The sequence below is a fragment of the Mycobacterium sp. URHB0044 genome, from assembly GCF_000620625.1.
GTDB lineage: Bacteria > Actinomycetota > Actinomycetes > Mycobacteriales > Mycobacteriaceae > Mycobacterium.
On sequence record NZ_JIAW01000028.1, the window covers coordinates 1 to 21,709 of the forward strand.

20 protein-coding genes and 1 pseudogene are annotated in these 21,709 nt (G+C 67.3%); 9 read left to right on the plus strand and 12 right to left on the minus strand.

All coding sequences use genetic code 11. The features are described 5' to 3' along the window. The 8 genes and pseudogenes from N536_RS40250 to N536_RS0133435 all read right to left on the minus strand — a co-directional run. Positions 1 to 113 (minus strand): annotated as a pseudogene (locus tag N536_RS40250) (porin); the annotation flags it as partial. Between the two features lie 378 nt (positions 114 to 491). Next, positions 492 to 650, minus strand: a complete 159-nt coding sequence (locus N536_RS42720; RefSeq protein WP_197040291.1) for a hypothetical protein — start codon at positions 648 to 650, stop codon at positions 492 to 494. A 159-nt stretch (positions 651 to 809) separates the two neighbouring features. Next, positions 810 to 1,349, minus strand: coding sequence for a molybdenum cofactor biosynthesis protein B (locus N536_RS0133410; RefSeq protein WP_155948857.1), 540 nt, complete (start codon positions 1,347 to 1,349; stop codon positions 810 to 812). 29 nt (positions 1,350 to 1,378) lie between these two features. Next, entirely contained in the window at positions 1,379 to 2,719 is a 1,341-nt protein-coding gene (locus N536_RS0133415; protein ID WP_029117589.1) for a S1C family serine protease, read from the minus strand. Positions 2,720 to 2,888: 169 nt separating this feature from the next. Continuing rightward, positions 2,889 to 4,313 (minus strand): HAMP domain-containing sensor histidine kinase, encoded by a 1,425-nt coding sequence (locus tag N536_RS40255; RefSeq protein ID WP_051574956.1) that lies wholly within the window; start codon positions 4,311 to 4,313, stop codon positions 2,889 to 2,891. A gap of 74 nt (positions 4,314 to 4,387) precedes the next feature. Further along, on the minus strand, positions 4,388 to 5,074 hold the full coding sequence (locus N536_RS0133425) for a response regulator transcription factor (RefSeq protein WP_029117590.1): 687 nt from the start codon (positions 5,072 to 5,074) through the stop codon (positions 4,388 to 4,390). Positions 5,075 to 5,140: 66 nt separating this feature from the next. Then, positions 5,141 to 5,314 (minus strand): 50S ribosomal protein L32, encoded by a 174-nt coding sequence (gene rpmF, locus N536_RS0133430; RefSeq protein WP_029117591.1) that lies wholly within the window; start codon positions 5,312 to 5,314, stop codon positions 5,141 to 5,143. A gap of 95 nt (positions 5,315 to 5,409) precedes the next feature. Beyond that, entirely contained in the window at positions 5,410 to 5,751 is a 342-nt protein-coding gene (locus tag N536_RS0133435) for a hypothetical protein (protein ID WP_029117592.1), read from the minus strand. Between the two features lie 128 nt (positions 5,752 to 5,879). Here N536_RS0133435 and N536_RS0133440 point away from each other — a divergent pair, with 128 nt between their 5' ends. The 8 genes from N536_RS0133440 to N536_RS0133475 all read left to right on the plus strand — a co-directional run bounded on the left by N536_RS0133440 (position 5,880) and on the right by N536_RS0133475 (position 15,400). Continuing rightward, positions 5,880 to 6,179, plus strand: coding sequence for a hypothetical protein (locus N536_RS0133440; protein ID WP_029117593.1), 300 nt, complete (start codon positions 5,880 to 5,882; stop codon positions 6,177 to 6,179). A 107-nt stretch (positions 6,180 to 6,286) separates the two neighbouring features. Next, positions 6,287 to 8,014 carry an acyclic terpene utilization AtuA family protein gene (locus N536_RS0133445; protein WP_029117594.1) on the plus strand — a complete coding sequence of 576 codons (1,728 nt, stop codon included), beginning with the start codon at positions 6,287 to 6,289 and terminating at the stop codon, positions 8,012 to 8,014. Then, on the plus strand, positions 8,011 to 9,159 hold the full coding sequence (locus N536_RS0133450) for an acyl-CoA dehydrogenase family protein (protein ID WP_029117595.1): 1,149 nt from the start codon (positions 8,011 to 8,013) through the stop codon (positions 9,157 to 9,159). The genes N536_RS0133445 and N536_RS0133450 overlap by 4 nt, the downstream gene beginning before the upstream one ends. After that, entirely contained in the window at positions 9,156 to 10,748 is a 1,593-nt protein-coding gene (locus tag N536_RS0133455) for an acyl-CoA carboxylase subunit beta (RefSeq protein ID WP_029117596.1), read from the plus strand. The genes N536_RS0133450 and N536_RS0133455 overlap by 4 nt, the downstream gene beginning before the upstream one ends. Positions 10,749 to 10,833: 85 nt before the next feature. Next, a complete protein-coding gene (locus tag N536_RS0133460) occupies positions 10,834 to 12,789 on the plus strand; it encodes a biotin carboxylase N-terminal domain-containing protein (protein WP_029117597.1) in 1,956 nt (651 codons plus the stop codon). Between the two features lie 16 nt (positions 12,790 to 12,805). Continuing rightward, positions 12,806 to 13,963, plus strand: coding sequence for an acyl-CoA dehydrogenase family protein (locus N536_RS0133465; RefSeq protein ID WP_029117598.1), 1,158 nt, complete (start codon positions 12,806 to 12,808; stop codon positions 13,961 to 13,963). 6 nt (positions 13,964 to 13,969) lie between these two features. Beyond that, positions 13,970 to 14,740: an enoyl-CoA hydratase family protein gene (locus N536_RS0133470; protein WP_029117599.1), complete on the plus strand. Its 771-nt coding sequence runs from the start codon at positions 13,970 to 13,972 to the stop codon at positions 14,738 to 14,740. Positions 14,741 to 14,818: 78 nt separating this feature from the next. Beyond that, the gene (locus N536_RS0133475) at positions 14,819 to 15,400 is read left to right on the plus strand and encodes a DUF1707 domain-containing protein (RefSeq protein ID WP_029117600.1); all 582 of its coding nucleotides are present in this window, start codon (positions 14,819 to 14,821) and stop codon (positions 15,398 to 15,400) included. 83 nt (positions 15,401 to 15,483) lie between these two features. On the opposite strand, the gene N536_RS0133480 is transcribed toward N536_RS0133475, so the two are convergent. From N536_RS0133480 to N536_RS0133495, 4 genes are all read right to left on the minus strand, one after another. After that, positions 15,484 to 16,959, minus strand: a complete 1,476-nt coding sequence (locus tag N536_RS0133480) for a hypothetical protein (RefSeq protein WP_029117601.1) — start codon at positions 16,957 to 16,959, stop codon at positions 15,484 to 15,486. Positions 16,960 to 17,314: 355 nt separating this feature from the next. Next, positions 17,315 to 19,288, minus strand: a complete 1,974-nt coding sequence (locus N536_RS0133485; RefSeq protein ID WP_029117602.1) for a VWA domain-containing protein — start codon at positions 19,286 to 19,288, stop codon at positions 17,315 to 17,317. Next, positions 19,281 to 20,663, minus strand: a complete 1,383-nt coding sequence (locus N536_RS0133490) for a sigma 54-interacting transcriptional regulator (RefSeq protein WP_029117603.1) — start codon at positions 20,661 to 20,663, stop codon at positions 19,281 to 19,283. The genes N536_RS0133485 and N536_RS0133490 overlap by 8 nt, the downstream gene beginning before the upstream one ends. 134 nt (positions 20,664 to 20,797) lie before the next feature. Beyond that, entirely contained in the window at positions 20,798 to 21,151 is a 354-nt protein-coding gene (locus N536_RS0133495) for a helix-turn-helix transcriptional regulator (protein ID WP_029117604.1), read from the minus strand. 127 nt (positions 21,152 to 21,278) lie between these two features. Here N536_RS0133495 and N536_RS0133500 point away from each other — a divergent pair, with 127 nt between their 5' ends. After that, on the plus strand, positions 21,279 to 21,698 hold the full coding sequence (locus tag N536_RS0133500; protein ID WP_029117605.1) for an Hsp20/alpha crystallin family protein: 420 nt from the start codon (positions 21,279 to 21,281) through the stop codon (positions 21,696 to 21,698). Positions 21,699 to 21,709 lie beyond the last annotated feature (11 nt).

The following is a 21,709-nucleotide window of genomic DNA, read 5'->3' on the forward strand; positions in this document are numbered from 1 at the left end:
CCGTCCACCAGACTCAGCTCGTTGTCCAGACCTGCGTGTGACGTGCCCGTGCTCGCGAACAGAGCCGCAATGGCCGCCACGAGTGCGACCAGCACCCGACTGAATGCCTTCATGTTCTCCCTAGCTCTGTAGTACGGCTCACCCGAAGGTTCACCATGTTTCCGTGGCATGTGACTCTGTCGCTAAACCACACACCGCGCAAGACGTCCATGTGAGCGGAATTAGAAATCCCACATGCTGTTCTTACGTATTGCTCATCGTTGACAGCAGAAACATAACGGGGAGGCATCCACGCGGCAACGCAAGCGGGTCGGCGCATGGCGCAGTGTCAGGTCGTGAGCGGACTTTGCTGCCGCTACGAGCGGAGGACCAGTGGGACCGCCGTGGTGTTAGCGCGAGCGGAAAGTTGGACGTCCGTCCCGCATAGCGCGGCGACTACCCAATTGTGCGGTGGGACCTGCTGTTTCCCGCCGTCAATGCGAAATCACAGCTCAGGCATGGTGGGGTGGGACGTTGTCCCGCAACCAACGCTCACGCTCGGCCTCGTCGGCGGATGCGGCGTCGTCGCGCTCGTCGCGCGTCGTGTCGGGAATCGAATCACCGAAAATCTTGTTAACTACATCCCGCGAAGGTGGCGTCGGTTCGTTCACGAGCGACCTCGAGTGTGACGAAGATCACACATGCGCCCGCGTTGCTGTTCATACGCCGTTAACCCAACGCGGGCGGCGGTGTCAAGCGTTGACGACAGCCGGAATTGCCGCGCAGACCAGCCCATTGAGCGGTTGCGCGGCGCAGGTGAATGCAACGGGTCAGATCTCCAGACTCGATAGCTGACCGATTACCTGGGTCGCCAGAGGGCCGAGCGTGGCCATGCCGTCGCGAACCGCGCCCCTGGATCCAGCGATGTTGACGACCAGGGTGCTGCCCGAGATCCCGGCCAACCCACGGGACACGCCAGCGTCGACGATGCCCGCCGAGAGGCCGGACGCGCGCAGCGCCTCGGAGATGCCGAGCAGTTCCCTATCGAGGATGGTCCTGGTGGCCTCCGGCGTCACGTCACGCGGCGTGACGCCGGTGCCACCGACCGAGATCACCAGATCGACGCCGCCGATGACGGCGGTGTTCAGTGCGTTGCGGATTTCGATCTCGTCCGCAGAAACCACGACGACGCCATCCACCACGAACCCGGCCTCGCCGAGCAGTTCGGTGACCAAGGGTCCGCTGTGGTCTTCCTCGTCACCGTGCGCGGTGCGGTCATCGACGACGACGACGAGTGCTCGGCCGACCAGTTCCGCAGGCTGTTCCATGATTGCAACCGTATATCCCGCCGCCGACGCCGGCGAAGCCATAACGAGGGTCGGACGTCCGGGCGCGATCGTCACTGCGCCGCCTTGCCCAAGGTGACCTGCACCGACTGCGGCTTGCCCGCCGGGTCGAGGTAGGTCAGCGTCACCTGGTCGCCGGGCGCCTTGGACCGGACCGCGGCCACCAGAGCGTCCGCGTTGCTGATCACCCTGTCGTCGATCTTGGTGACGACGACGCCGCTGGGCAGTCCGGCCGCAGCAGCGGCGCCACCGGCCGTCACGTCGACGATCTTCGCGCCGTCGACGCCCGCGTCGTTGCCGACCTGCACGCCGAGCGAGGCGTGTGCCGCCGTGCCGTTCTGGATGAGTTCATCGGCGATGCGCTTGGCCTGGTCGACGGGGATGGCGAAGCCGAGGCCGATGGAGCCGCTCTGCGAATCCGCCGACTCGCCGCCGAGCGTCGCGATGGCCGAGTTCACGCCCACCAGCTCGCCGTTCATGTTGACCAGCGCGCCACCGGAGTTGCCAGGGTTGATGGCGGCGTCGGTTTGGATGGCGTCGAGCACCGTGTTCTGGTTCTGCGCGTCACCACCCGCGGCCACCGGCCGGTTCAGGGCGCTGACGATGCCGGTGGTGACGGTGCCCTCGAGCCCGAGCGGCGATCCGATGGCGACGACGTCCTGGCCCACCCGCAGGTTGGCCGACGAGCCGAGGGTGATGGGAGTCAAACCGGAAGCGCCTTCCGCGCGGACGACGGCGATGTCACTGCTCGGATCGGCGCCCACCACGGTGAACGAGGTGGTGTTGCCGTTCGCGAAGGTCACCTTGGTCTGCGTGGCGGCGGGTGCGCCCGGCACCTCCGGCCCGCCCTTGGCCGCCGCCACCACGTGATTGTTGGTCAGGATCAGGCCGTCGGACGACAGGATGATGCCCGAGCCCTCCTCCGATTGCCGACCCATGTCGGTCTCCAGCTTGACCACGCTGGGCACTACCTTGGCCGCGACCTGCTCGACCGAACCGGCGGGCAGGCTGGCCGCGGGCTCGCTCGGCGCAGCGCCCAACGCGCTGCTGGTGACCGCAGGACGGTCGGGCTTCACCAACGTCGCAACGCCGCCGCCGACGCCAGCGGAAACCAAGGCGATCGCCAACGCGCCGATCGTCAAAGACCCTGCGCGGGAACGCTTTCGAGGCGCTTGCGGATGTTGCTGCCCGGGCATGCCCGGCTGCTGCGGCCCGCCGCGGTACGGGTCGTGCGGACCGCGGTAGGCCTGCTGCTGCGTGGCATAACGCCAGTCATACGGCTGCTGTGGAGCACCTTGCCGCGGCGCGGCGGGGTAACCCGGCGCCATGCCGTCATAGGGGCCCGGCCGGTGGCCCGGCGGTGGCGGCGGCGAATACCTCGGATGATTCGTCATTGCAGGTGGTGCTCTTCCTACGAGTAGTAGTTCCGGCGTCTGTCCGTCACAGGTAGAACGAATGGCGCAACCTGACAGTGCCCCTGCGGTCTGAGAATCCACTTAGAGAACGTTCGGCACATCCCCAGACTTTGTAGTGGTTTCCCACCCGGATCTTCCCCACCCGAGTTCATCCATTCTCTGCGTTGGCGTCCGCCCCGTCCACCGGACTCTGCATGCGTGTCGGGGCGGGCCTACCCGGCAAGACCACGTGGATCGACGTCCCCGGCGGATTTCCACCGGGCACCGTGTCCTCGATCCAAAGCGTCCCACCGTGTTTCAGCACGACCTGCTTCACGATTGCCAAGCCGAGGCCGGAACCAGGCATGGCCCGCGCCGCGGTGGAGCGGTAGAACCGTTCGAACACCAGCCGTCGCTCCTGGGGCGAAATCCCGGAGCCGTGGTCGGACACGACGAGCTGCGCGTTGACCGGGTCGACCTGCGTCAACCGCACCGCGACCCTGCCACCGGGAGGGCTCCACTTCGCCGCGTTGTCGAGCAGGTTGAGCACGGCCCGCGAAAGCCCGGCGCCGTCTCCGTACACCTGCCAGCCCTCGACGTTCACGTCGAACCCGATGTCGTTGCGGCGCCGCCGAACCCGTTCGAGGCTGCGGTCGAGGACCTCCGTCATGTCGACGGGCTCGTGAATGGTCACACCCGCGTCGTCGCGGGTCAGATCGACCAAGTCCCCTACCAACGTGGACAATTCCTCGATCTGGGCGATGACGTCCGTTCGCAGGTCCGCCATCTCGTTGTCCGGCAGGCGCGGCGCGCCCGGCGCCATCGAGGCCATCAACAACTCCACGTTCGTGCGCAGCGACGTCAACGGCGTGCGCAGCTCGTGACCGGCGTCGGTCACCAGCCGCGCCTGGCGTTCCCTGGACTCGGCCAGAGCCCGCAGCATCATGTTGAACGCCTCGGTCAGCCGGGCGAGTTCGTCGCTGCCATGGACGGGGATGGGCCGAAGGTCATCGGTGCGCGCCACCCGCTCCGCGGCTTCCGTGAGCCGCGCCACCGGTCGCAATCCGGTGCGGGCAACCGTTCCACCCGCGATCGCCGCGACGGCCATGCCAAGACCGCCGACGATCAGCAGGATGGACCCGAGCCGCTTGAGCACCTCGCCCGTGGGTGCCAGGCTCTTCGAGATCAGCAGTGAACTGCCGTTGGACAGGTGGACGGCCAGCACGCGCTGGTGGTTCGCGGTGCGCAACGACATCAACAGCCGGCCCGAGATCACGTCCTTCTCGGGATCGCCGAGCGGCAGATGCTGACCCTCCTGGTTCGCCGTGAACGTGGTGCGCTCCGGGATCACCAGCATGGCGTTGACGTCGGAGTACGCCGTGCCCTCGATGGCCTTGCCGGGATCGGCCGCCAACGACCCGCTCTCGATCAGCAACCGCGCCCGGCTCTGCAGCTGGCTGTCGATGTCGTCGTAGAGCGCTCGCGACACGACCGCGTAGACCGCGAGGGCCATCAGCACCACGACCATGGCCACCATCGACATGGCGAGCAACATCACGCGCCACCGCAGCGACACGGAACTGGCGTCGTGCATGGACGGCGGAGCCGTGACCGGTCTGCGGAAGGGCGCCTTCCACGTACTCACCAATGATGTTCTGCCGACCGACATCAGGGTGGTGTCTCGCGCAGCACGTAACCCACACCTCGCACGGTGTGAATCAGTCGCAGCTCTCCCTCGGCTTCGGTCTTGCGGCGCAGGTATCCGACGTACACCTCGAGGGCGTTGCCCGATGTCGGGAAGTCGAATCCCCACACCTCTTCGAGGATGCGGCTGCGGGTCAGCACCCGCCGCGGGTTGGCGATCAGCATTTCCAGCAACGCGAATTCGGTTCGGGTCAGGCTGATCTGGCGGTCGCCGCGCGTGACCTCGCGGGTCACCGGGTCGAGGCTCAGGTCGGAGAACGTCATGGCCGCCGACTCGGCGCGATCGTCAACGGTTCTGCGCCGCAGCAGCGCCCGCATGCGGGCGAGCAACTCCTCCAGCGCGAACGGCTTGGGCAGGTAGTCGTCGGCGCCGGCATCGAGGCCGGCCACCCGCTCCGACACCGAATCCCGGGCGGTCAGCACGAGTATGGGGAGATCGTCGCCGGTGCTGCGGAGCTGACGGCACACTTCGAGACCGTCCAGCCTCGGCATCATCACGTCGAGCACCAGGGCATCGGGCCGATCGCTACGGATCAGCTCGAGGGCTTCGAGGCCGTCCTGGGCCAGCTCGACGGAGTAGCCATTGAAGGCAAGCGACCGGCGCAGGGATTCGCGCACCGCGCGATCGTCGTCGACGACAAGTATGCGCACTGCCACAGTGTCATCCCAATGTCTGAGAGTGGCCTGAGAGGCGCGCCGCTGGTGCGGCGAAACGATCTAGCGGCGGTCGAGGTCGACCAGGCCGAGACGCGCGGCCTTGAGCAGGCGACGCGGCACCTTGTGCTGCTGACCCGCCACGGTGACGTTGACCAGGCCCTGGGCCTCGGCCTTCCACTGTGAACGCCGACTACGGGTGTTCGAACGCGACATTCTGCGCTTGGGCACAGCCATGATCGGCTCTCCTCTTCAACGGGATCGAAATCTGGTAGCCGCGCACAAAAGCTGCAGGCGTCGGCAATTGCCCTTCAGGATAGCCCGTGGGCTGCTCAGCCTCCAAAAACGGGCGCGGCAGGCGGTGGCGGGTCCTGCACGACGCACAGCACGACCATGTCGCGGGTCGTGTATTCGTAGTTGATCGCGGGACCGCATTGGGTGACGTTGGCGACCTGCGCCACGACCCGATAGTCGCGGCCAGGAGCGGTGCACGGCACAGCCGTGACGTACTGCAGGTCCTCGGTGTCGAAGGCCAAGTGGTCGTTTCGGTAGTCCATGCACGTCCCGACCGGGAACTCGGCGGCCATGGCAGACGAGTCAGCCGCGGCGGTTGGAGTGGCGATGGCGAGCATCGTCGCGGCGACGCCTGCACAGGCAGCGAATCGGCGAATCATAGTCGGACTATATAGGCCGGCTTACCATGATCACCTGCCATTGGTTCTCTCGGATGACCGACCGTCAAAGTTCACCGGCGAGCCGGCGCGGGGCAGGTTCGCTCGGCAGGGTGGAACGATGGCCATCCGTGAACAATCCCGTCAACACCGCGCAACCCACCGTCGTCATCGACGACCAGCAAGTCCGAGTCACGACCTGGACCTTCGACGCAACCGGCGACGCCACCGGCCCTCACGTCCACGAGTACGACTACATCGTCGTGCCCGTGACGGGCGGGACGTTCACCGTCGTCGATTCGGACGGCGCAACCCGTGAGATGACACAAGACGCCGGTTCCCCGTACCGAGGCAGCGCCGGCACGTCGCACAACGTCATCAACTCCACCGACACACGCGCTGTCTTCGTGGAGATCGAACTCAAGCTATAGGTACCGCCGCGACGTCGGCGCGCGTCCGCGCTGACCGCCCTGGCGTGGGACCGGTGGTACCGACTAACCTACCGGTTGGTTGAGCCGCCGAATTGATGGGAGCACGGGTGACCGCTGCACGTTCTGAGCCAGTCCGCATCGGCAACTGCTCGGGCTTCTACGGCGATCGGCACTCCGCGATGCGGGAGATGCTCACCGGCGGAGACCTCGACTACGTCACTGGCGACTACCTGGCCGAACTGACCATGCTGATCCTGGCCCGCGATCGGGCCAAGTCACCAGAACGCGGCTACGCGAAGACGTTCCTCACGCAGCTCGAGGAGTGCCTGGGCATCGCGCTCGACAAGGGCGTGCGGATCGTCGCCAATGCCGGCGGACTGAATCCCGCCGGGCTCGCCGCCGCCGTCCGCGCGCTGGCCGACCGGCTGGGCCTCGACGCCAAGGTCGCCCACGTCGAGGGTGACGACCTGGTGGGCCGAGCCGCCGAACTCGGCTTCGATCCCGCGCCCCTCGCGGCCAACGCCTACCTCGGCGCATGGGGCATCGTCGACTGTCTAAACGCGGGCGCCGACGTCGTCGTCACGGGCCGGGTGACGGACGCCTCGGTGATCGTCGGGCCCGCCGCAGCGCACTTCGGCTGGGGCCGCACCGATTACGACCCGCTCGCCGGTGCGGTGGCCGCGGGCCACGTCATCGAATGCGGCGTCCAGGCCACGGGCGGCAACTACGCCTTCTTCACCGAGGTGCCCGACCTCACCCACGCCGGGTTCCCGATCGCCGAGATCCACGCCGACGGGTCGTCGGTCATCACAAAGCATTCCGGCACGGGCGGACTGGTCAGCGTCGACACCGTCACCGCACAATTGCTCTACGAGATCGGCGGAGCCCGCTACGCCAACCCCGACGTCACGTTGCGAATGGACAGCCTGGTGTTGAGCGACGACGGACCCGACCGCGTACGCATCTCCGACGTGCGGGGTGAACCGCCGCCGCCGACGCTCAAGGTGTCGCTCAACGCCGTCGGCGGCTTCCGCAACGCGATGACGTTCGTGCTCACCGGCCTGGACATCGAGGCCAAGGCCGACCTCGTCCGCCGCCAATTGGAGGCGAACCTGACGGTGAAGCCTGCGGAGCTCGAGTGGACGCTGGCGCGCACCGACCACCCCGACGCCGACACCGAGGAAGCTGCCAGCGCGTTGCTGCGGTGCGTGGTCCGCGACCCCGATCCCGCCAACGTCGGGCGTCACTTTTCTTCTGCCGCAGTCGAATTGGCGCTGGCCAGCTACCCGGGTTTCACGACGACGGCACCCCCTGGCGATGGCCAGGTGTACGGCGTTTTCACCCCCGGCTACGTCGATGCGACCACCGTGCCGCACGTCGCTGTGCACGCCGACGGCAGCCGCACGGACATCCCCGCCGCCACCGAGACGAAGGTGCTCGAGCCGACCGCACCGTTCGCGTTGCCCCAGCCGCTCCCCTTCGGCGAGACCCGTCGCGCACCGCTGGGACTCCTCGCGGGAGCACGGAGTGGGGACAAGGGTGGCGATGCGAACGTGGGAGTGTGGGTGCGTGCCGGGGCCCCGGGAGCAGCGGAGCAGTGGCGCTGGCTGGCCCATGCGCTGACGGTGGAGAAACTGCGCGAATTGCTGCCGGAGACGGCGGATCTGGGCGTCACCCGCCAGCTGCTGCCCAACCTGCGCGCCATCAACTTCGTCATCGAGGGCATCCTCGGGAAGGGCGTGGCGCATCAGGCCCGTTTCGACCCGCAGGCGAAGGGCCTCGGTGAATGGCTGCGCAGCCGGCACATGGACATCCCGGAGGAGTTCCTGACATGAACATCTGGACCACCCCCGAGCGCGACGAGCTTCGAAAGACGGTGCGCGCGTTCGCCGAACGTGAGGTGCTGCCCCACGTCGACGAATGGGAGCGCGTCGGCGAGTTGCCGCGCGAGCTGCACCGCAAGGCCGGGGAGGCGGGTCTCCTCGGTGCGGGATTCCCCGAGGCCGTCGGCGGTGGCGGTGGCGACGGCGCCGACGCGGTGATCATCTGCGAGGAGATGCACTACGCGGGCTCACCGGGCGGGGTGTTCGCGTCGTTGTTCACCTGCGGCATCGCGGTACCGCACATGATCGCCTCCGGCGACGGGCGGTTGATCGACACCTACGTCCGGCCAACGCTGCGCGGCGACAAGATCGGCGCGCTGGCCATCACCGAGCCGGGTGGCGGCTCGGACGTCGGGCACCTCACCACGAAGGCGGTCCGCGACGGCGACCACTACGTCATCAACGGCGCCAAGACCTACATCACCTCCGGCGTGCGCGCCGACTACGTCGTGACCGCCGCGCGCACCGGTGGGCCTGGGGCCGCAGGGGTTTCGTTGATCGTCGTCGACAAGGGCACGCCGGGCTTCGAGGTCACGCGCAAGCTGGAGAAGATGGGATGGCGCTCGTCGGACACCGCCGAATTGTCCTACACCGACGTCCGGGTGCCCGCCGAGAACCTGATCGGCGCCGAGCACAGCGGCTTCCTGCAGATCGCGGCGGCGTTCGTCAGCGAGCGCGTCGGTCTTGCGGCGCAGGCATACTCGAGCGCGCAGCGCTGCCTCGACCTGACCGTGCAGTGGTGTCGTGACCGGGAGACGTTCGGAAGGCCCTTGATCTCGCGCCAGTCGGTGCAGAACACGCTGGCCGAGATGGCTCGCCGAGTGGACGTCGCACGGGTGTACACCCGTCACCTCGTCGAACGGCAACTAGAAGGCGAAACCAACCTCATCACCGAGGTGTGTTTCGCGAAGAACACCGCCGTCGAGTCCGGCGAGTGGGTGGCGAACGCGGCCGTTCAGCTCTTCGGTGGCATGGGGTACATGGCGGAATCGGAGATCGAACGCCAGTATCGCGACATGCGCATCCTGGGCATCGGCGGCGGAACCACCGAAATCCTCACCGCGCTGGCCGCCAAGACGCTGGGATATCAGTCATGAGCCTGAAATCCGTACTCGACACCTCCTCGGCGGCCTACACCGCGGCGGCGGAGACGATGACCGCCAAGCTCGCCGAGCTGGACACCGAACACGCCAAGGCGCTCGCGGGTGGTGGCCCCAAGTACGTCGAACGCCACCACGCCCGCGGCAAGCTCACCGCCCGCGAACGCATCGAACTGCTCCTGGACCCCGACGCGCCGTTCCTCGAGCTCAGCCCACTCGCGGCGTGGGGCACCGACTTCGCCGTCGGCGCCAGCGTGGTGACGGGCATCGGCGTCGTCGAAGGCGTCGAATGCCTGATCGTCTCCAACGATCCCACCGTCAAGGGCGGCACCAGCAACCCGTGGACGTTGAAGAAGATCCTGCGCGCCAACCAGATTGCGTTCGAGAATCGGTTGCCGGTGGTCTCACTGGTCGAGTCGGGCGGTGCCGATCTACCCACCCAGAAGGAGATCTTCATCCCGGGCGGGCGGATGTTCCGCGACCTGACCCGGCTGTCGGCGGCGGGCATCCCCACCATCGCGCTGGTGTTCGGCAACTCCACGGCGGGCGGCGCCTACGTCCCCGGCATGTCCGATCACGTGGTGATGATCAAGGAGCGCTCCAAGGTCTTCCTGGCCGGGCCGCCCCTGGTGAAGATGGCCACCGGCGAGGAATCCGACGACGAGTCGCTCGGTGGCGCCGAAATGCATTCCCGGACTTCGGGTCTGAGTGACTACCTGGCCGCCGACGAAGTCGACGCGATCCGCATCGGCCGCCGCATCGTGGCCCGGCTGAACTGGCGCAAACAGGGTCCGACGCCGGGGCCGGTCACCGCGCCGCTGTTCGACGCCGAGGAGCTCATCGGCATCGTGCCCGCCGATCTGCGCATCCCGTTCGACCCGCGCGACGTGATTGCGCGCGTGGTCGACGGCTCCGAGTTCGACGAGTTCAAGCCGCTGTACGGCGGATCGCTGGTGACGGGGTGGGCCACCCTGCACGGCTATCCGATCGGCATCCTCGCCAACCACCGCGGTGTGCTGTTCAGCGAGGAGTCGCAGAAGGCCACCCAGTTCATCCAGCTGGCGAACCGGTCCGACACGCCGTTGTTGTTCCTGCACAACACGACCGGGTACATGGTCGGCCGCAAGTACGAGGAAGGCGGCATGATCAAGCACGGCTCGATGATGATCAACGCCGTGTCCAACTCGACCGTGCCGCACATCTCCCTTCTGATCGGCGCCTCCTACGGCGCCGGGCACTACGGCATGTGCGGCCGGGCCTACGCTCCGCGCTTCCTGTTCGCCTGGCCGAGCGCCAAGTCCGCCGTGATGGGCGGGACGCAGCTGGCGGGCGTGCTGTCGATCGTCAGCCGGGCGGCGGCGGAGGCCCGCGGCCAGGAGGTCGACGAGGATGCCGACGCTGCGCTGCGCGCGGCCGTCGAGGCGCAGATCGACGCCGAGTCCCTGCCGATGTTCCTGTCCGGCCGGCTCTACGACGACGGTGTCATCGATCCGCGCGATACCCGCACCGTGCTCGGAATGTGTCTGTCCGCCATCGCAAATGGCCCGATCAAGGGGACGTCGAACTTCGGCGTCTTCCGGATGTGAGCGCCGTGCCAGCGATTTGTGGAGTATTTCCGGCGGTGGGCGCCGCTCAGGCTCCACAAATCGCCGAGGTGGAGGAGAGCGCGAGATGATCACCCGAGTGCTGGTCGCCAACCGCGGCGAGATCGCCCGCCGCGTGTTCGCCACCTGCCGACGCCTGGGCATCGGCACCGTCGCCGTGTACACCGACCCCGACGCCGCCAGCCCGCACGTCGCCGAGGCCGACGCCCGCGTCCGCCTCGAGGGCCGCAACGGCTACCTCGACGCGGCGCAACTGATCGCGGCCGCCCGCGCCGCCGGGGCCGACGCCGTCCACCCTGGTTACGGATTCCTCTCGGAGAACGCGGAATTCGCCGATGCCGTGCAGCGGGCCGGACTCATCTGGATCGGGCCGCCCGTCGCGGCGGTGCAGGCGATGGGCTCCAAGATCGAAGCCAAGAAGATGATGGCCGCCGCGGGGGTGCCGGTACTCGAGGAATTGGACCCGGACTCGGTCACCGCCGCGCAACTGCCCGTGCTGATCAAGGCGTCGGCCGGTGGCGGTGGCCGCGGCATGCGCGTCGTGCGCGACCTCGCCGAACTGCCCAAGCAGGTCGAGGCCGCTCAGCGCGAGGCGCAGTCGGCGTTCGGTGATCCGACGGTCTTCTGCGAGCGCTACCTGGCGACGGGCCATCACGTCGAGGTTCAGGTGATGGCGGACGCGCACGGCACGGTGTGGGCGGTCGGTGAACGTGAATGTTCGATCCAGCGTCGACACCAGAAGATCATCGAGGAGGCGCCGTCGCCGCTCGTCGAGCGCACTCCTGGCATGCGCGCCAAGCTCTTCGAGGCCGCACGGCTGGCCGCCAACGCCATCGGCTACACCGGCGCGGGGACCGTCGAATTCATGGCCTCCGAGACCGGTGACTTCTTCTTCCTGGAGATGAACACCCGGCTGCAGGTCGAACATCCCGTGACCGAGGAGACCACCGGTCTGGACCTGGTCGCCTTGCAACTCGAGGTGGCTTCGGGTGCGCGCCTGGACGCCGAACCACCAGCCGCACGCGGTCATTCGATCGAGGCGAGGCTCTACGCCGAGGACCCCGCCAAGAACTGGCAGCCCCAGGCCGGCGTGATCCACCGGTTCGACGTGCCCAACACTCGCACGGAATTCGGCACGCTGGACCGCCCTGGCGTGCGCGTCGACTCGGGCATCGTGGACGGCTCGGTCGTGTCGGTGTTCTACGACCCGATGCTCGCCAAGGTCATCTCCTCCGCGCCGGCCAGGCGCCAGGCGGCGGGCATCCTGGCCGACGCACTGGCCAGGACACGCCTGCATGGCATCACGACCAACCGGGATCTGCTGGTCAACGTGCTGCGCCATCCGGCGTTCCTCGACGGGGACACCGACACCGCATTCTTCGACACCCACGGCCTCGCCGAGCTGGCCGCGCCGCTCGCCGACCCGTCCGCGGTGAGGCTTGCCACGCTTGCCGCAGCTCTGGCCGACGCGGCCGAAAACCGCCGGACGGCACCGGCTTTCTCCCACGTCCCCAGCGGATGGCGCAACGTGCCGTCCGGCTACCAGACCAAGCGGTTCACCGATGCCGCGGGTGAGGAGCACGACGTCCGCTACCGCTTCGTGCGCGGCCGGCTGGACGCCCCCGACTTCGACGACGTGACGTTGGTATCGGCGACGCCCGATCGGGTGGTGCTGGCCACTGGAGGCGTCGAGCGGCCGTTCGACGTGGCCCGCCACGCCGACCACGTCTTCGTCGACGGCCCGCTGGGGCCGATACGGCTCACCGTCCAACCCCGCTTCCCCGATCCCGATTCGGCAGTCGCGCAGGGCTCGTTGTTGGCTCCGATGCCGGGGTCGGTGATCCGGGTCGGCGCCGCGGCCGGCGATCGGGTGACGGCGGGCCAGCCGCTGATCTGGCTGGAGGCCATGAAGATGGAGCACACCATCACCGCCCCGAGCGCCGGTGTGCTCGCCGAACTCAACGTCTCGGCCGGCCAACAAGTCGACGTCGGCGCCGTACTCGCCCGTGTAGAAGACGCGTGACCCAAAGGAGAATGACATGAGCTTCGTCGAGACCGAGGAACAGCAGGCGCTGCGCAAGGCCGTGGCGGCGATGGCCGCCAACTACGGTCAGGACTACTACCTGGAGAAGGCGCGCGCCGGCCAGCACACCGACGAGTTGTGGAGCGAGGCAGGGAAACTCGGATTCATCGGGGTGAACCTCCCCGAGGAGTACGGCGGCGGCGGCGCGGGCATGTACGAGCTGTCGCTGGTCATGGAGGAGATGTCGGCCGGAGGCTGCGCGCTGCTCATGATGGTGGTATCCCCCGCCATCAACGGCACCATCATCAGCAAGTTCGGCACCGAGGAGCAGAAGAAGCGCTGGATTCCAGGCATCGCCGACGGGACCATCACGATGGCGTTCGCCATCACCGAACCCGACGCCGGATCGAATTCGCACCGGATCACCACCACCGCACGTCGTGATGGCAGCGACTGGATCCTCAAGGGCCAGAAGGTCTTCATCTCGGGCGTCGACCAGGCACAGGCCGTACTCGTCGTCGGCCGCACCGAAGAGGCCAAGACCGGCAACCTGCGGCCGGCGTTGTTCGTCGTCCCCACCGACACACCCGGTTTGAGTTGGACGAAGATCGAGATGGAACTGGTCAGTCCCGAAAGCCAGTTCCAGGTGTTCCTCGACGACGTGCGCCTGCCTGCCGACGCGTTGGTGGGATCCGAGGATGCCGCGATCGCCCAGTTGTTCGCCGGCTTGAACCCGGAGCGGATCATGGGCGCCGCCAGCGCCGTCGGGATGGGACGGTTCGCCATCAACAAGGCCGTCGATTACGTCAAGAGCCGGCAGGTGTGGAAGACGCCGATCGGCGCACACCAGGGGCTGTCACATCCCCTGGCGCAGAACCACATCGAGATCGAGCTGGCCAGACTGATGATGCAGAAGGCCGCGACGCTCTACGACGGCGGTGACGACGTCGGCGCGGCGGAAGCCGCGAACATGGCCAAGTACGCCGCCGGTGAGGCGTCGGTTCGCGCGGTCGACCAGGCCGTCCAGTCGCTGGGCGGCAACGGCCTGACCAAGGAGTACGGCATCGCCGCGGCGGTGACGGCGTCCAAGCTGGCCCGCATCGCCCCGGTGAGCCGCGAGATGATCCTCAACTTCATCGCCCAGACGTCGTTGGGGCTGCCACGGTCATACTGAGTACTCATGAGCGCACTGGTGCACTACTCCGTCGACGGCGCGGTCGCGCGCATCGTGCTGGACTCACCGCACAATCACAATGCGTTGTCGACCGCCCTGGTACATCAACTCCAGCAGGGGCTGAGCGACGCCGCCGAGGAGTCGGGCGTGCGGGCGGTCGTTCTTGGCCACACCGGCAGAACCTTCTGCGCGGGCGCCGACCTCGCCGAGGTAGCGGGTCGCGATCCCGGCGACGTGGCCGTCGACCGGGCCCGTGAGATGACCCAGGTGCTGCGCGCGATCCTCGAACTGCCGATGCCCGTCATCGCCGCGGTCGACGGTCACGTGCGGGCCGGCGGACTCGGCTTGATCGGTGCGTGCGACCTCGTGGTGGCCGGGCCGGCGAGCACGTTCGCGCTCACCGAGGCCCGCATCGGTGTGGCGCCGTCCATCATCTCGCTGACCTTGCTGCCGAAGATGACGCCTCGGGCGGCGGGCCGCTACTTCGTCACCGGCGAGAAGTTCGACGCCGCCGAGGCCGCCGCGATCGGCCTGGTCACCGTCGCCGCTGAGGACGTCGACGCGGCGGTCTCGGCGTTGACCGCGAACATCGCGAAGGGGTCGCCCCAGGGCCTGGCCGCGTCAAAGGCGCTCACCACGACGTCGATCCTCGCAGGCTTCGACCGCTACGCCGAGGAACTGACCAAGCAGTCGGCCGCGCTGTTCGTGTCGGAGGAGGCGCGCGAGGGAATGCTCGCGTTCCTGGAGAAGCGACCACCTAAGTGGGCTCGGTCCTGAAGGGGACGCCAACGTATCGACGGCCACAGTTTGGGCAACAACCTTGCGTGTGTCGGCGATAGTCGTAGGCTCGTCGTGATGAGCACACCAGTGTCGCGTAGTGGTGCGACCCGCGCCTCCGATACCGATCGGATTCACGTGGCGCAGTTGCTCACCGATGCTGCCGCCCAAGGCCGCCTTCCGATGAGCGAATACGAGGACCGGCTGGCCAAGGCGTATGCCGCCCAAACCTACGGAGACCTGGCACGACTGAGCGCGGATCTGCCCGGCGCCACCACGGCCGTCCCCACCGGTGGGCCGTGCCGGCCGGCGCCGTCGACGTTGCTCTTGGCGATCATGAGCGGATTCGAACGCCGCGGCCGCTGGAACGTGCCGAGGCGGTTGACGTCGTTCGCGCTCTTTGGCGGCGGCGTGATCGATCTGCGCTATGCCGACTTCACCTCGCCGGAGGTGGAGATCCACTCGTACTCGATCTGCGGCGGCCAGACGATTCTGCTGCCGCCGGAGGTGAACGTCGACGTGCACGGAGTGGGCGTGATGGGCGCGTTCGACCACCTCGCCGACCGCGGCTCGCCCGGCGCACCGCACATCACCATCCGCGGCTTCTCGCTGTGGGGCAGCGTCGGCATCCGGCGCAAGAAGCGCAAGCCGCCCGCCTAACACCGGCGAAGACCTGATCGAAACGCATCGGCCCCTTCCTTGATGGAAGGGGCCGATGTGTTGATCGTTGCGTTGCGTACTGGCTAGCCGGCGGTGCCGCTCTCCGTACCGGTCTCCGTGCTGGTGCCCGTCTCGGTGGCGGGGGGCTTCGCCGGGGTGTTACCGGTGCCGGTGATGAATCTGCCGATGGCACCGGCGATTTCACCGAATACGCCGAAGCCGCCTTCGCCAGCCTTGGGGGCCTTGCCTTCGCCAGGAAGAATGATGACCGGCTCGACCTTGTTGCCGGTCTTGATGGCGTCGGCGTCATCTGCCTCGTCCGCAACCTTTTCCTTGACGGACGAAGTGGACTTGACGGGCTCGGGCGCCGGGGCGGCTGCGGGCGCCGGGGCGGCTGCGGGCGCCGTTACTGCGGCAACCTTCTTCGTGTCGCCAGCAGTCGTGTCGGCCACCGTCTTATCAACCTCGGTCGTATCGACCTCGGCCGTCTTGACCACCGTCTCCTCCACACCCGCGGCCTTGGCCAACGACGGCGCTGGTGGTGGCGTCACCGGACCGACCAACAGGTACCGAACGACGCCAGTGACGCCGTTGTCGAAGAACTCGTTCCAGAGGTCCTTCGACCGCTGATCGGGTGCGCCGTCGACCAGTCGCCAGCGGAAGTTCTCCGCGAGACCGCTGTCGAAGAAGGCGTTGATGTCGTTGATCTGGCCGGGATCGCTGGTGCTGGCGAGCAACCGGTTCTTCACGACCAGCGAGGTCCCGCCGTTGAAGAAGTCGTCGACGGTCTTGTTTTGATCCTCCGTCAGACCCGACTGCTTGATCGCCCGGTACGCCAGGCCCGAGAAACCGAAGAAGGCGGGGTTGGAGCTGCCGACGAATACTGGTTCGCCGTTCTCGTCCAGGACGGGAACCGTGTCGTCGGGGTCCTCGGTCTCTTCGTTCGGCTCAGTGAGCGGAGTACCTCGATTGAAGAAGATGTCGAGGGCCTGCTGTTGGTCCGGGCTGAGGCCCGTGCCGGTGAGCCACTTGTAGAACACACCCGAAGCACCGAACTGCGGGAAGTTGGCGCCGCCCGCGTCGTCATTGGCGGTGACGAAGAACTTGTCGATGTAGGACCGTTGCTCCGGGCTGGCGTACATCCACAGGCGCAGCCGGATGAGGTCGCTCGCGCCCCCGTTGAAGAAGGCGTTGATCTGCGCGACGGTGACTGGGTCGAGGTTGTCCCGCGTCAGCAGCAGCCGCACGACCTCCGAAGCGCCGGACCCGAAGAACGCGTTGAGAACTTCCTGGGCTCGCGGATCGCCGTCGTTCGCGTTCAGCAACAACTGGTGGATGACACCGGGCACCCCGACGGTGCCGGCCGCATCGGCGTTGCCGGGAGGCTCGTTGAAGAAGGTGTTGATGAGGTCGGTGATGTCCGCGGACAACTGGACGCGGGCGCCGTTGACGACCGCGATGTCGCGCGGCTCGAGTGGGGGCGCGATCGCGGGGATCGCGGCGATGGCGCCTGCCGTCGCCAGTGCGACGCCTGCGGTGACGAAACGGCTAACTGCCATTTTCGGTTCCCCCTCGGATCTCGGAACAGTCGGTGAGCCAAACCTACGCTCATTCTTAGAAACAGCTGAGAAGAACATGATAAGCGCTGGAGAGTATTTTGCCACAGCTCCGCAAAAACTTTGCGGATGACACCTAAGCACATTCAGATTCACACCATCCTTCGCCGGATCGTGATCGGACTCAGGAGACGGACCGAAATGCCTGGATGGCGCATCTTTCGAAGCAGCATCCCATCAGGGTTTTGCGGACGCCCGCGTCAATCTGCGACAGGCCTGGGCAAATAACGTAAACGTCACTCACCGGTAGCTTGCCGGGTAACTTCCAGTTAACCGGACTTCTTAGCAATCAGCCGGGTTAGCGGCGGCGTCGGGAGCGCAGATAGTCGCCAACCACCGCGGCGCCGAGGCCGTCGAGCTCGGGAACGACGACGCGACCCTCCACCCGCCTGGCAACGTAATCGATGAATTGGGCAAGGCCGGGATCGCTGCCCAACCTGAAGATCGTCACCTGCGCACCCAACCGAGCGACCTCGTCGAACCCCCGCACGGTGTGCGCGACGGTGCGCGGATGCGGCGGGTAGTCGAAGAACACCGATGTGCCGTCACCGTCGCCGTAGTCCTCGAGGTGAGCGGTCGGCTCTCCATCGGTGACGACCAGCACCACGGGCTGGGCGTTCGGGTGGCGGCGCAGGTGCCTGCTGGCCAGCGCCAGCGCATGGTGCAGGTTGGTGCCCTGTTCGTAGACGCCCTCGAGGCCGGCCAACTCGCCGGCCGTCACCGTCCGCGCGTACCTGCCGAAGGCGATGATCTCCAGCGAGTCGGACCGGAACCGGGTGCCGACCAGATGGTGGAGTGCGAGCGCGGTGCGCTTCATCGGCAGCCAGCGGTTCTCCATCACCATCGAGAAGGAGGTGTCGACCAGCAGCGCCACCGCGGCTTGGGTCCGCGTCTCGGTCTCGGAGATCTCGACGTCGTCCACCGTGATCCGCATGGGCAGCTCCGCCACACCCGTGCCGGCTTGCCGCAGCACCGCGTTCGTCAGCGTCCTCGTGACATTCCACGGCTCGGTGTCGCCGAACTGCCAGGGCCGTGTCGCCCCCGTGAGCTCCCCCGCCGCACCGGCCCGGCGGGTGTCGCGTTCGCCATGGCGGCCCGACAATCTTTGCGCGACGTCGCGCAGCGCGGCCTGGCCGAGCTGCCGCATGGCCTTGGGCGAGAGCCGCCACTGTCCGTCGGAGCCGCGATCCAGGAAGCCTTGATTCATCAGCGTGCGTTCGAGCTCAGCAAGCGTCCTGGCGTCCACGGCGGCGTCCTCGCCGAGTTGCCGGGCGAGCATGTCCAGATCGACGTCGTCCATCGTGGCGCCTGCATAGCTCTGCGACAGTTGCTCGGCCAGTTGTTCGAGTTCGGCGATGTCGGCCAGCGCCTGGGCGCCCTCCCCCATGCCGAGGGGGTCGTCGCCGGAGAACCGTTCCGAGCCCGACCAGTTTTCGCCGGGCCGCGCGGCCTGCAGGTGCGAGTCGAGTCGATCCAGCGCGTTCATCAGCGACGGCGAGCCGAAGGCCTGCTGTGCCAGAGCATCCAGCTCGGCACGCTGGTCTGCGGAGAGGCTGTTGCGGAACCGCTGCGCGGCGGCGGCACGCTTGGCCAGCGAGTCGAGCAGCTCGTCGATGTTCTGCGGGTTCTCGGGGAAGAACTCGCCGTGCTCCTTCATGAAGTCGGAAAAGTCCTGCTCGGTGTCCTCACCGCGAGAGTGCTTGTCCAACAAGTCGTTCAGATCGTCGAGCATGTCGTTGACGCGTTGACGATCCTCGTCGGTGGCGTTCTCCAGCGCCTGCTTCATGCCTGCGAACCGCTGGTCGAGCATCTCGCGACCCATCAGGTCCTTGATCTGCTCGTACTTCTGCTGCGCCTCGGGCGAGCGCCACTCGTAGTCCGAAAGTTCCTGGACGGCCTTGGCCGGCGACGGCGACAGCGACTCCAGCTGCAGTTCACCGAAACGCGCGTCGTCGTCGAGTGCGCGGGCCAATTCCTTGCGCTCGGCAAGCACGGCCTCGTCGAGCAGCTTCTTGATTTCGGCCAGCGTGCCGTCGAGGTTGTTGCGCTGCAACAGTTCCCGGCGTTTGCGGTTGGCTTCGGCGGCCAACCGGTCGGCGCCGGTCATGTTCTGGGTGCCCCGCCGCATGAGTTCGGACAGTGCCCGCCGCGGCGAGCTTCCCTCCATGACTTCCTGGCCGATCTGTTCGAGTGCCTCACGCAGATCGACCGGCGCGGCGAGCGGGTCGGGGCCGCCGCTGTATCGCGAGTATCGCGACGTGCGTTTAGCCATATACGGTTTCGCCTTCGCCCGATACCTTGTCGATGCGCTTCGCGAGATACAAGGCCTCGAGCGCCAGCTCGATCGCGGCGGCGCGCTCACCGTCGGTCTGCGCACCGAGACGGGTGGCGATGGCTTCGATGACGGGCAGGTCCGGCAGCGCCGCGAGGACGTCCTTGGCCGAGACCCGCTCCCCCGTGGTGACCGGCGAGCCCTCTTCGACGGCGGAGACCATCGGACCCACGTCGATGCCGCCGAGCAGCCGTTGAGCGGTGTCCGCGGTGGCCCGCCGCAACAGGTGCTCGAGGACGGCCTGCTCGCGTCCCTCTTCGCCCGACTCGAACTCCAGCTTGCCGCGCAGCACGTCGATCACCGTGGCGAGATCCACCACCCGTGCCACCGGCTCCTCCTCACCGAGGACCGTCGAGCGGTGCCGCGCCGCGGCGGCGACGGTCTCGGCGGCCGCGATGGCGAACCGTGCCGAGACACCGGAACGTTGGTCGACCGACTGCGATTCGCGAAGGTTCCTCGCGAAGCGCGCCAGGATCTGCAACAGGTAGTCGGGCACGGCCGCGGCGAGGTGCGCCTCCTGCTTGATGACTGCCACCTCGGCCTCGAGCTGCAGCGGGTAGTGCGTGCGAATCTCGGCGCCGAACCGGTCCTTCAGCGGCGTGATGATCCGGCCGCGGTTGGTGTAGTCCTCGGGGTTGGCGCTCGCCACCACCAACACGTCGAGCGGCAACCGCAGCGTGTAGCCACGGACCTGGATGTCGCGCTCCTCCATCACGTTCAGCATCGAGACCTGAATGCGCTCGGCGAGGTCTGGCAGCTCGTTGACGGCGACGATGCCGCGGTGTGCGCGCGGGATCAGCCCGTAGGCGATGGTCTCGGGATCGCCAAGGCTGCGACCCTCGGCCACCTTGATCGGGTCGATGTCGCCAACCAGGTCGGCGACGCTGGTGTCCGGCGTCGCGAGCTTCTCGGTGTAGCGCTCGGAGCGGTGCCGCCACGCGACCGGCAGGTCGTCGCCGGAGTCGGCCGCGCGACGGATCGACTCGGGCGTGATCGGGGTGAACGGATGCTCGTTGAGCTCCGAGCCCGCGATCACCGGCGTCCACTCGTCGAGCAGGCCGGTCAGTCCGCGCAGCAGTCGGGTCTTGCCCTGGCCGCGCTCCCCGAGCAGAACCAGGTCGTGCCCGGCGATCAGCGCCCGCTCGAGCTGCGGCAGGACGGTGTCCTCGAAGCCGAAGATTCCGGGCCACACGTCGCGGCCGTCGGCCAGCGCGGCCAGTAGGTTTTCCCGGATTTCCTGCTTGACGCCCCGCTCGCGATGGCCGGAGGCACGGAGCTCGCCGAGCGTGCGCGGGAGATCGTTAGGTGATGTCACCACTCCACGCTACGACGGTGAGGCGTGCGCGGCATGCGCTCCCTGCTCTTAGCGCAAACACGAGTTCGTCGGCAGATTCGGGAATACACCGGTCGGTACTGGTCCGAGGGGTTTCGGGGATGGTCGAGTTCGGATCACCCGGCGCCATTCCGAAGTCGCCGATTGGTGGCCTCGAGACCGGTATTGGCCGCGCGGAGTTCGTCATTGGCCGCTTGCAATTCCGTGTTGTGGTCCTCGACCTCCAGGATGCGTGCGATGCCTGCGATGTTGACGCCGGCATCCACGAGGCTGGTGATGCGCTTCAACCGCTCCAGGTCGTCAGCGCTGTAGCGACGGGTGCCGCCTTCGGTGCGCGACGGGTTGAGCAGACCGTGGCGTTCCCAGAGCCGCAGTGACTGGGTGCCTGCGCCCGCAAGTTCGGCCGCCACCGAGATCCCATAGACGCCTTGGTCGGCGGGAGGGCCGGTTCGGTCGGGCTCGTCGGTCATCGCCACACCTCATCAAGAAAATCCCGTTTGGACTCTTGCCTGATCTTAGCGGCAGTGCTATAAGAAATATATGCCTGTTGGCATAGGTTATGAGTGACATCTGACATACACGTTGGAGGTGACCACCATGCTGATGCGTACTGATCCATTCCGAGACCTCGACCGCCTCACCCAACAAGTGCTGGGCACGGCGGCACGTCCCGTAGTGATGCCGATGGACGCCTGGCGGGACGGCGAAGAGTTCGTCGTCGAATTCGACCTGCCCGGCGTCGCCCCCGACTCACTGGACCTGGACGTCGAACGCAACGTCGTCACGGTCCGCGCGGAGCGCCCCCGCCTCGACCCCGATCGCGAGATGCTGGCCTCCGAGCGCCAGCGCGGGGTGTTCAGCCGGCAGCTGGTCCTCGGCGAGAACCTGGACACCGACCGGATCGACGCGTCCTACGAGGAAGGCGTCTTGCGGCTGAGAATCCCGGTCGCCGAGCGGGCGAAGCCCCGCAAGATCAACATCGAGCGGAGCAACGGGCACGCTGCCATCAACGCCTGATCGGCCGGTGG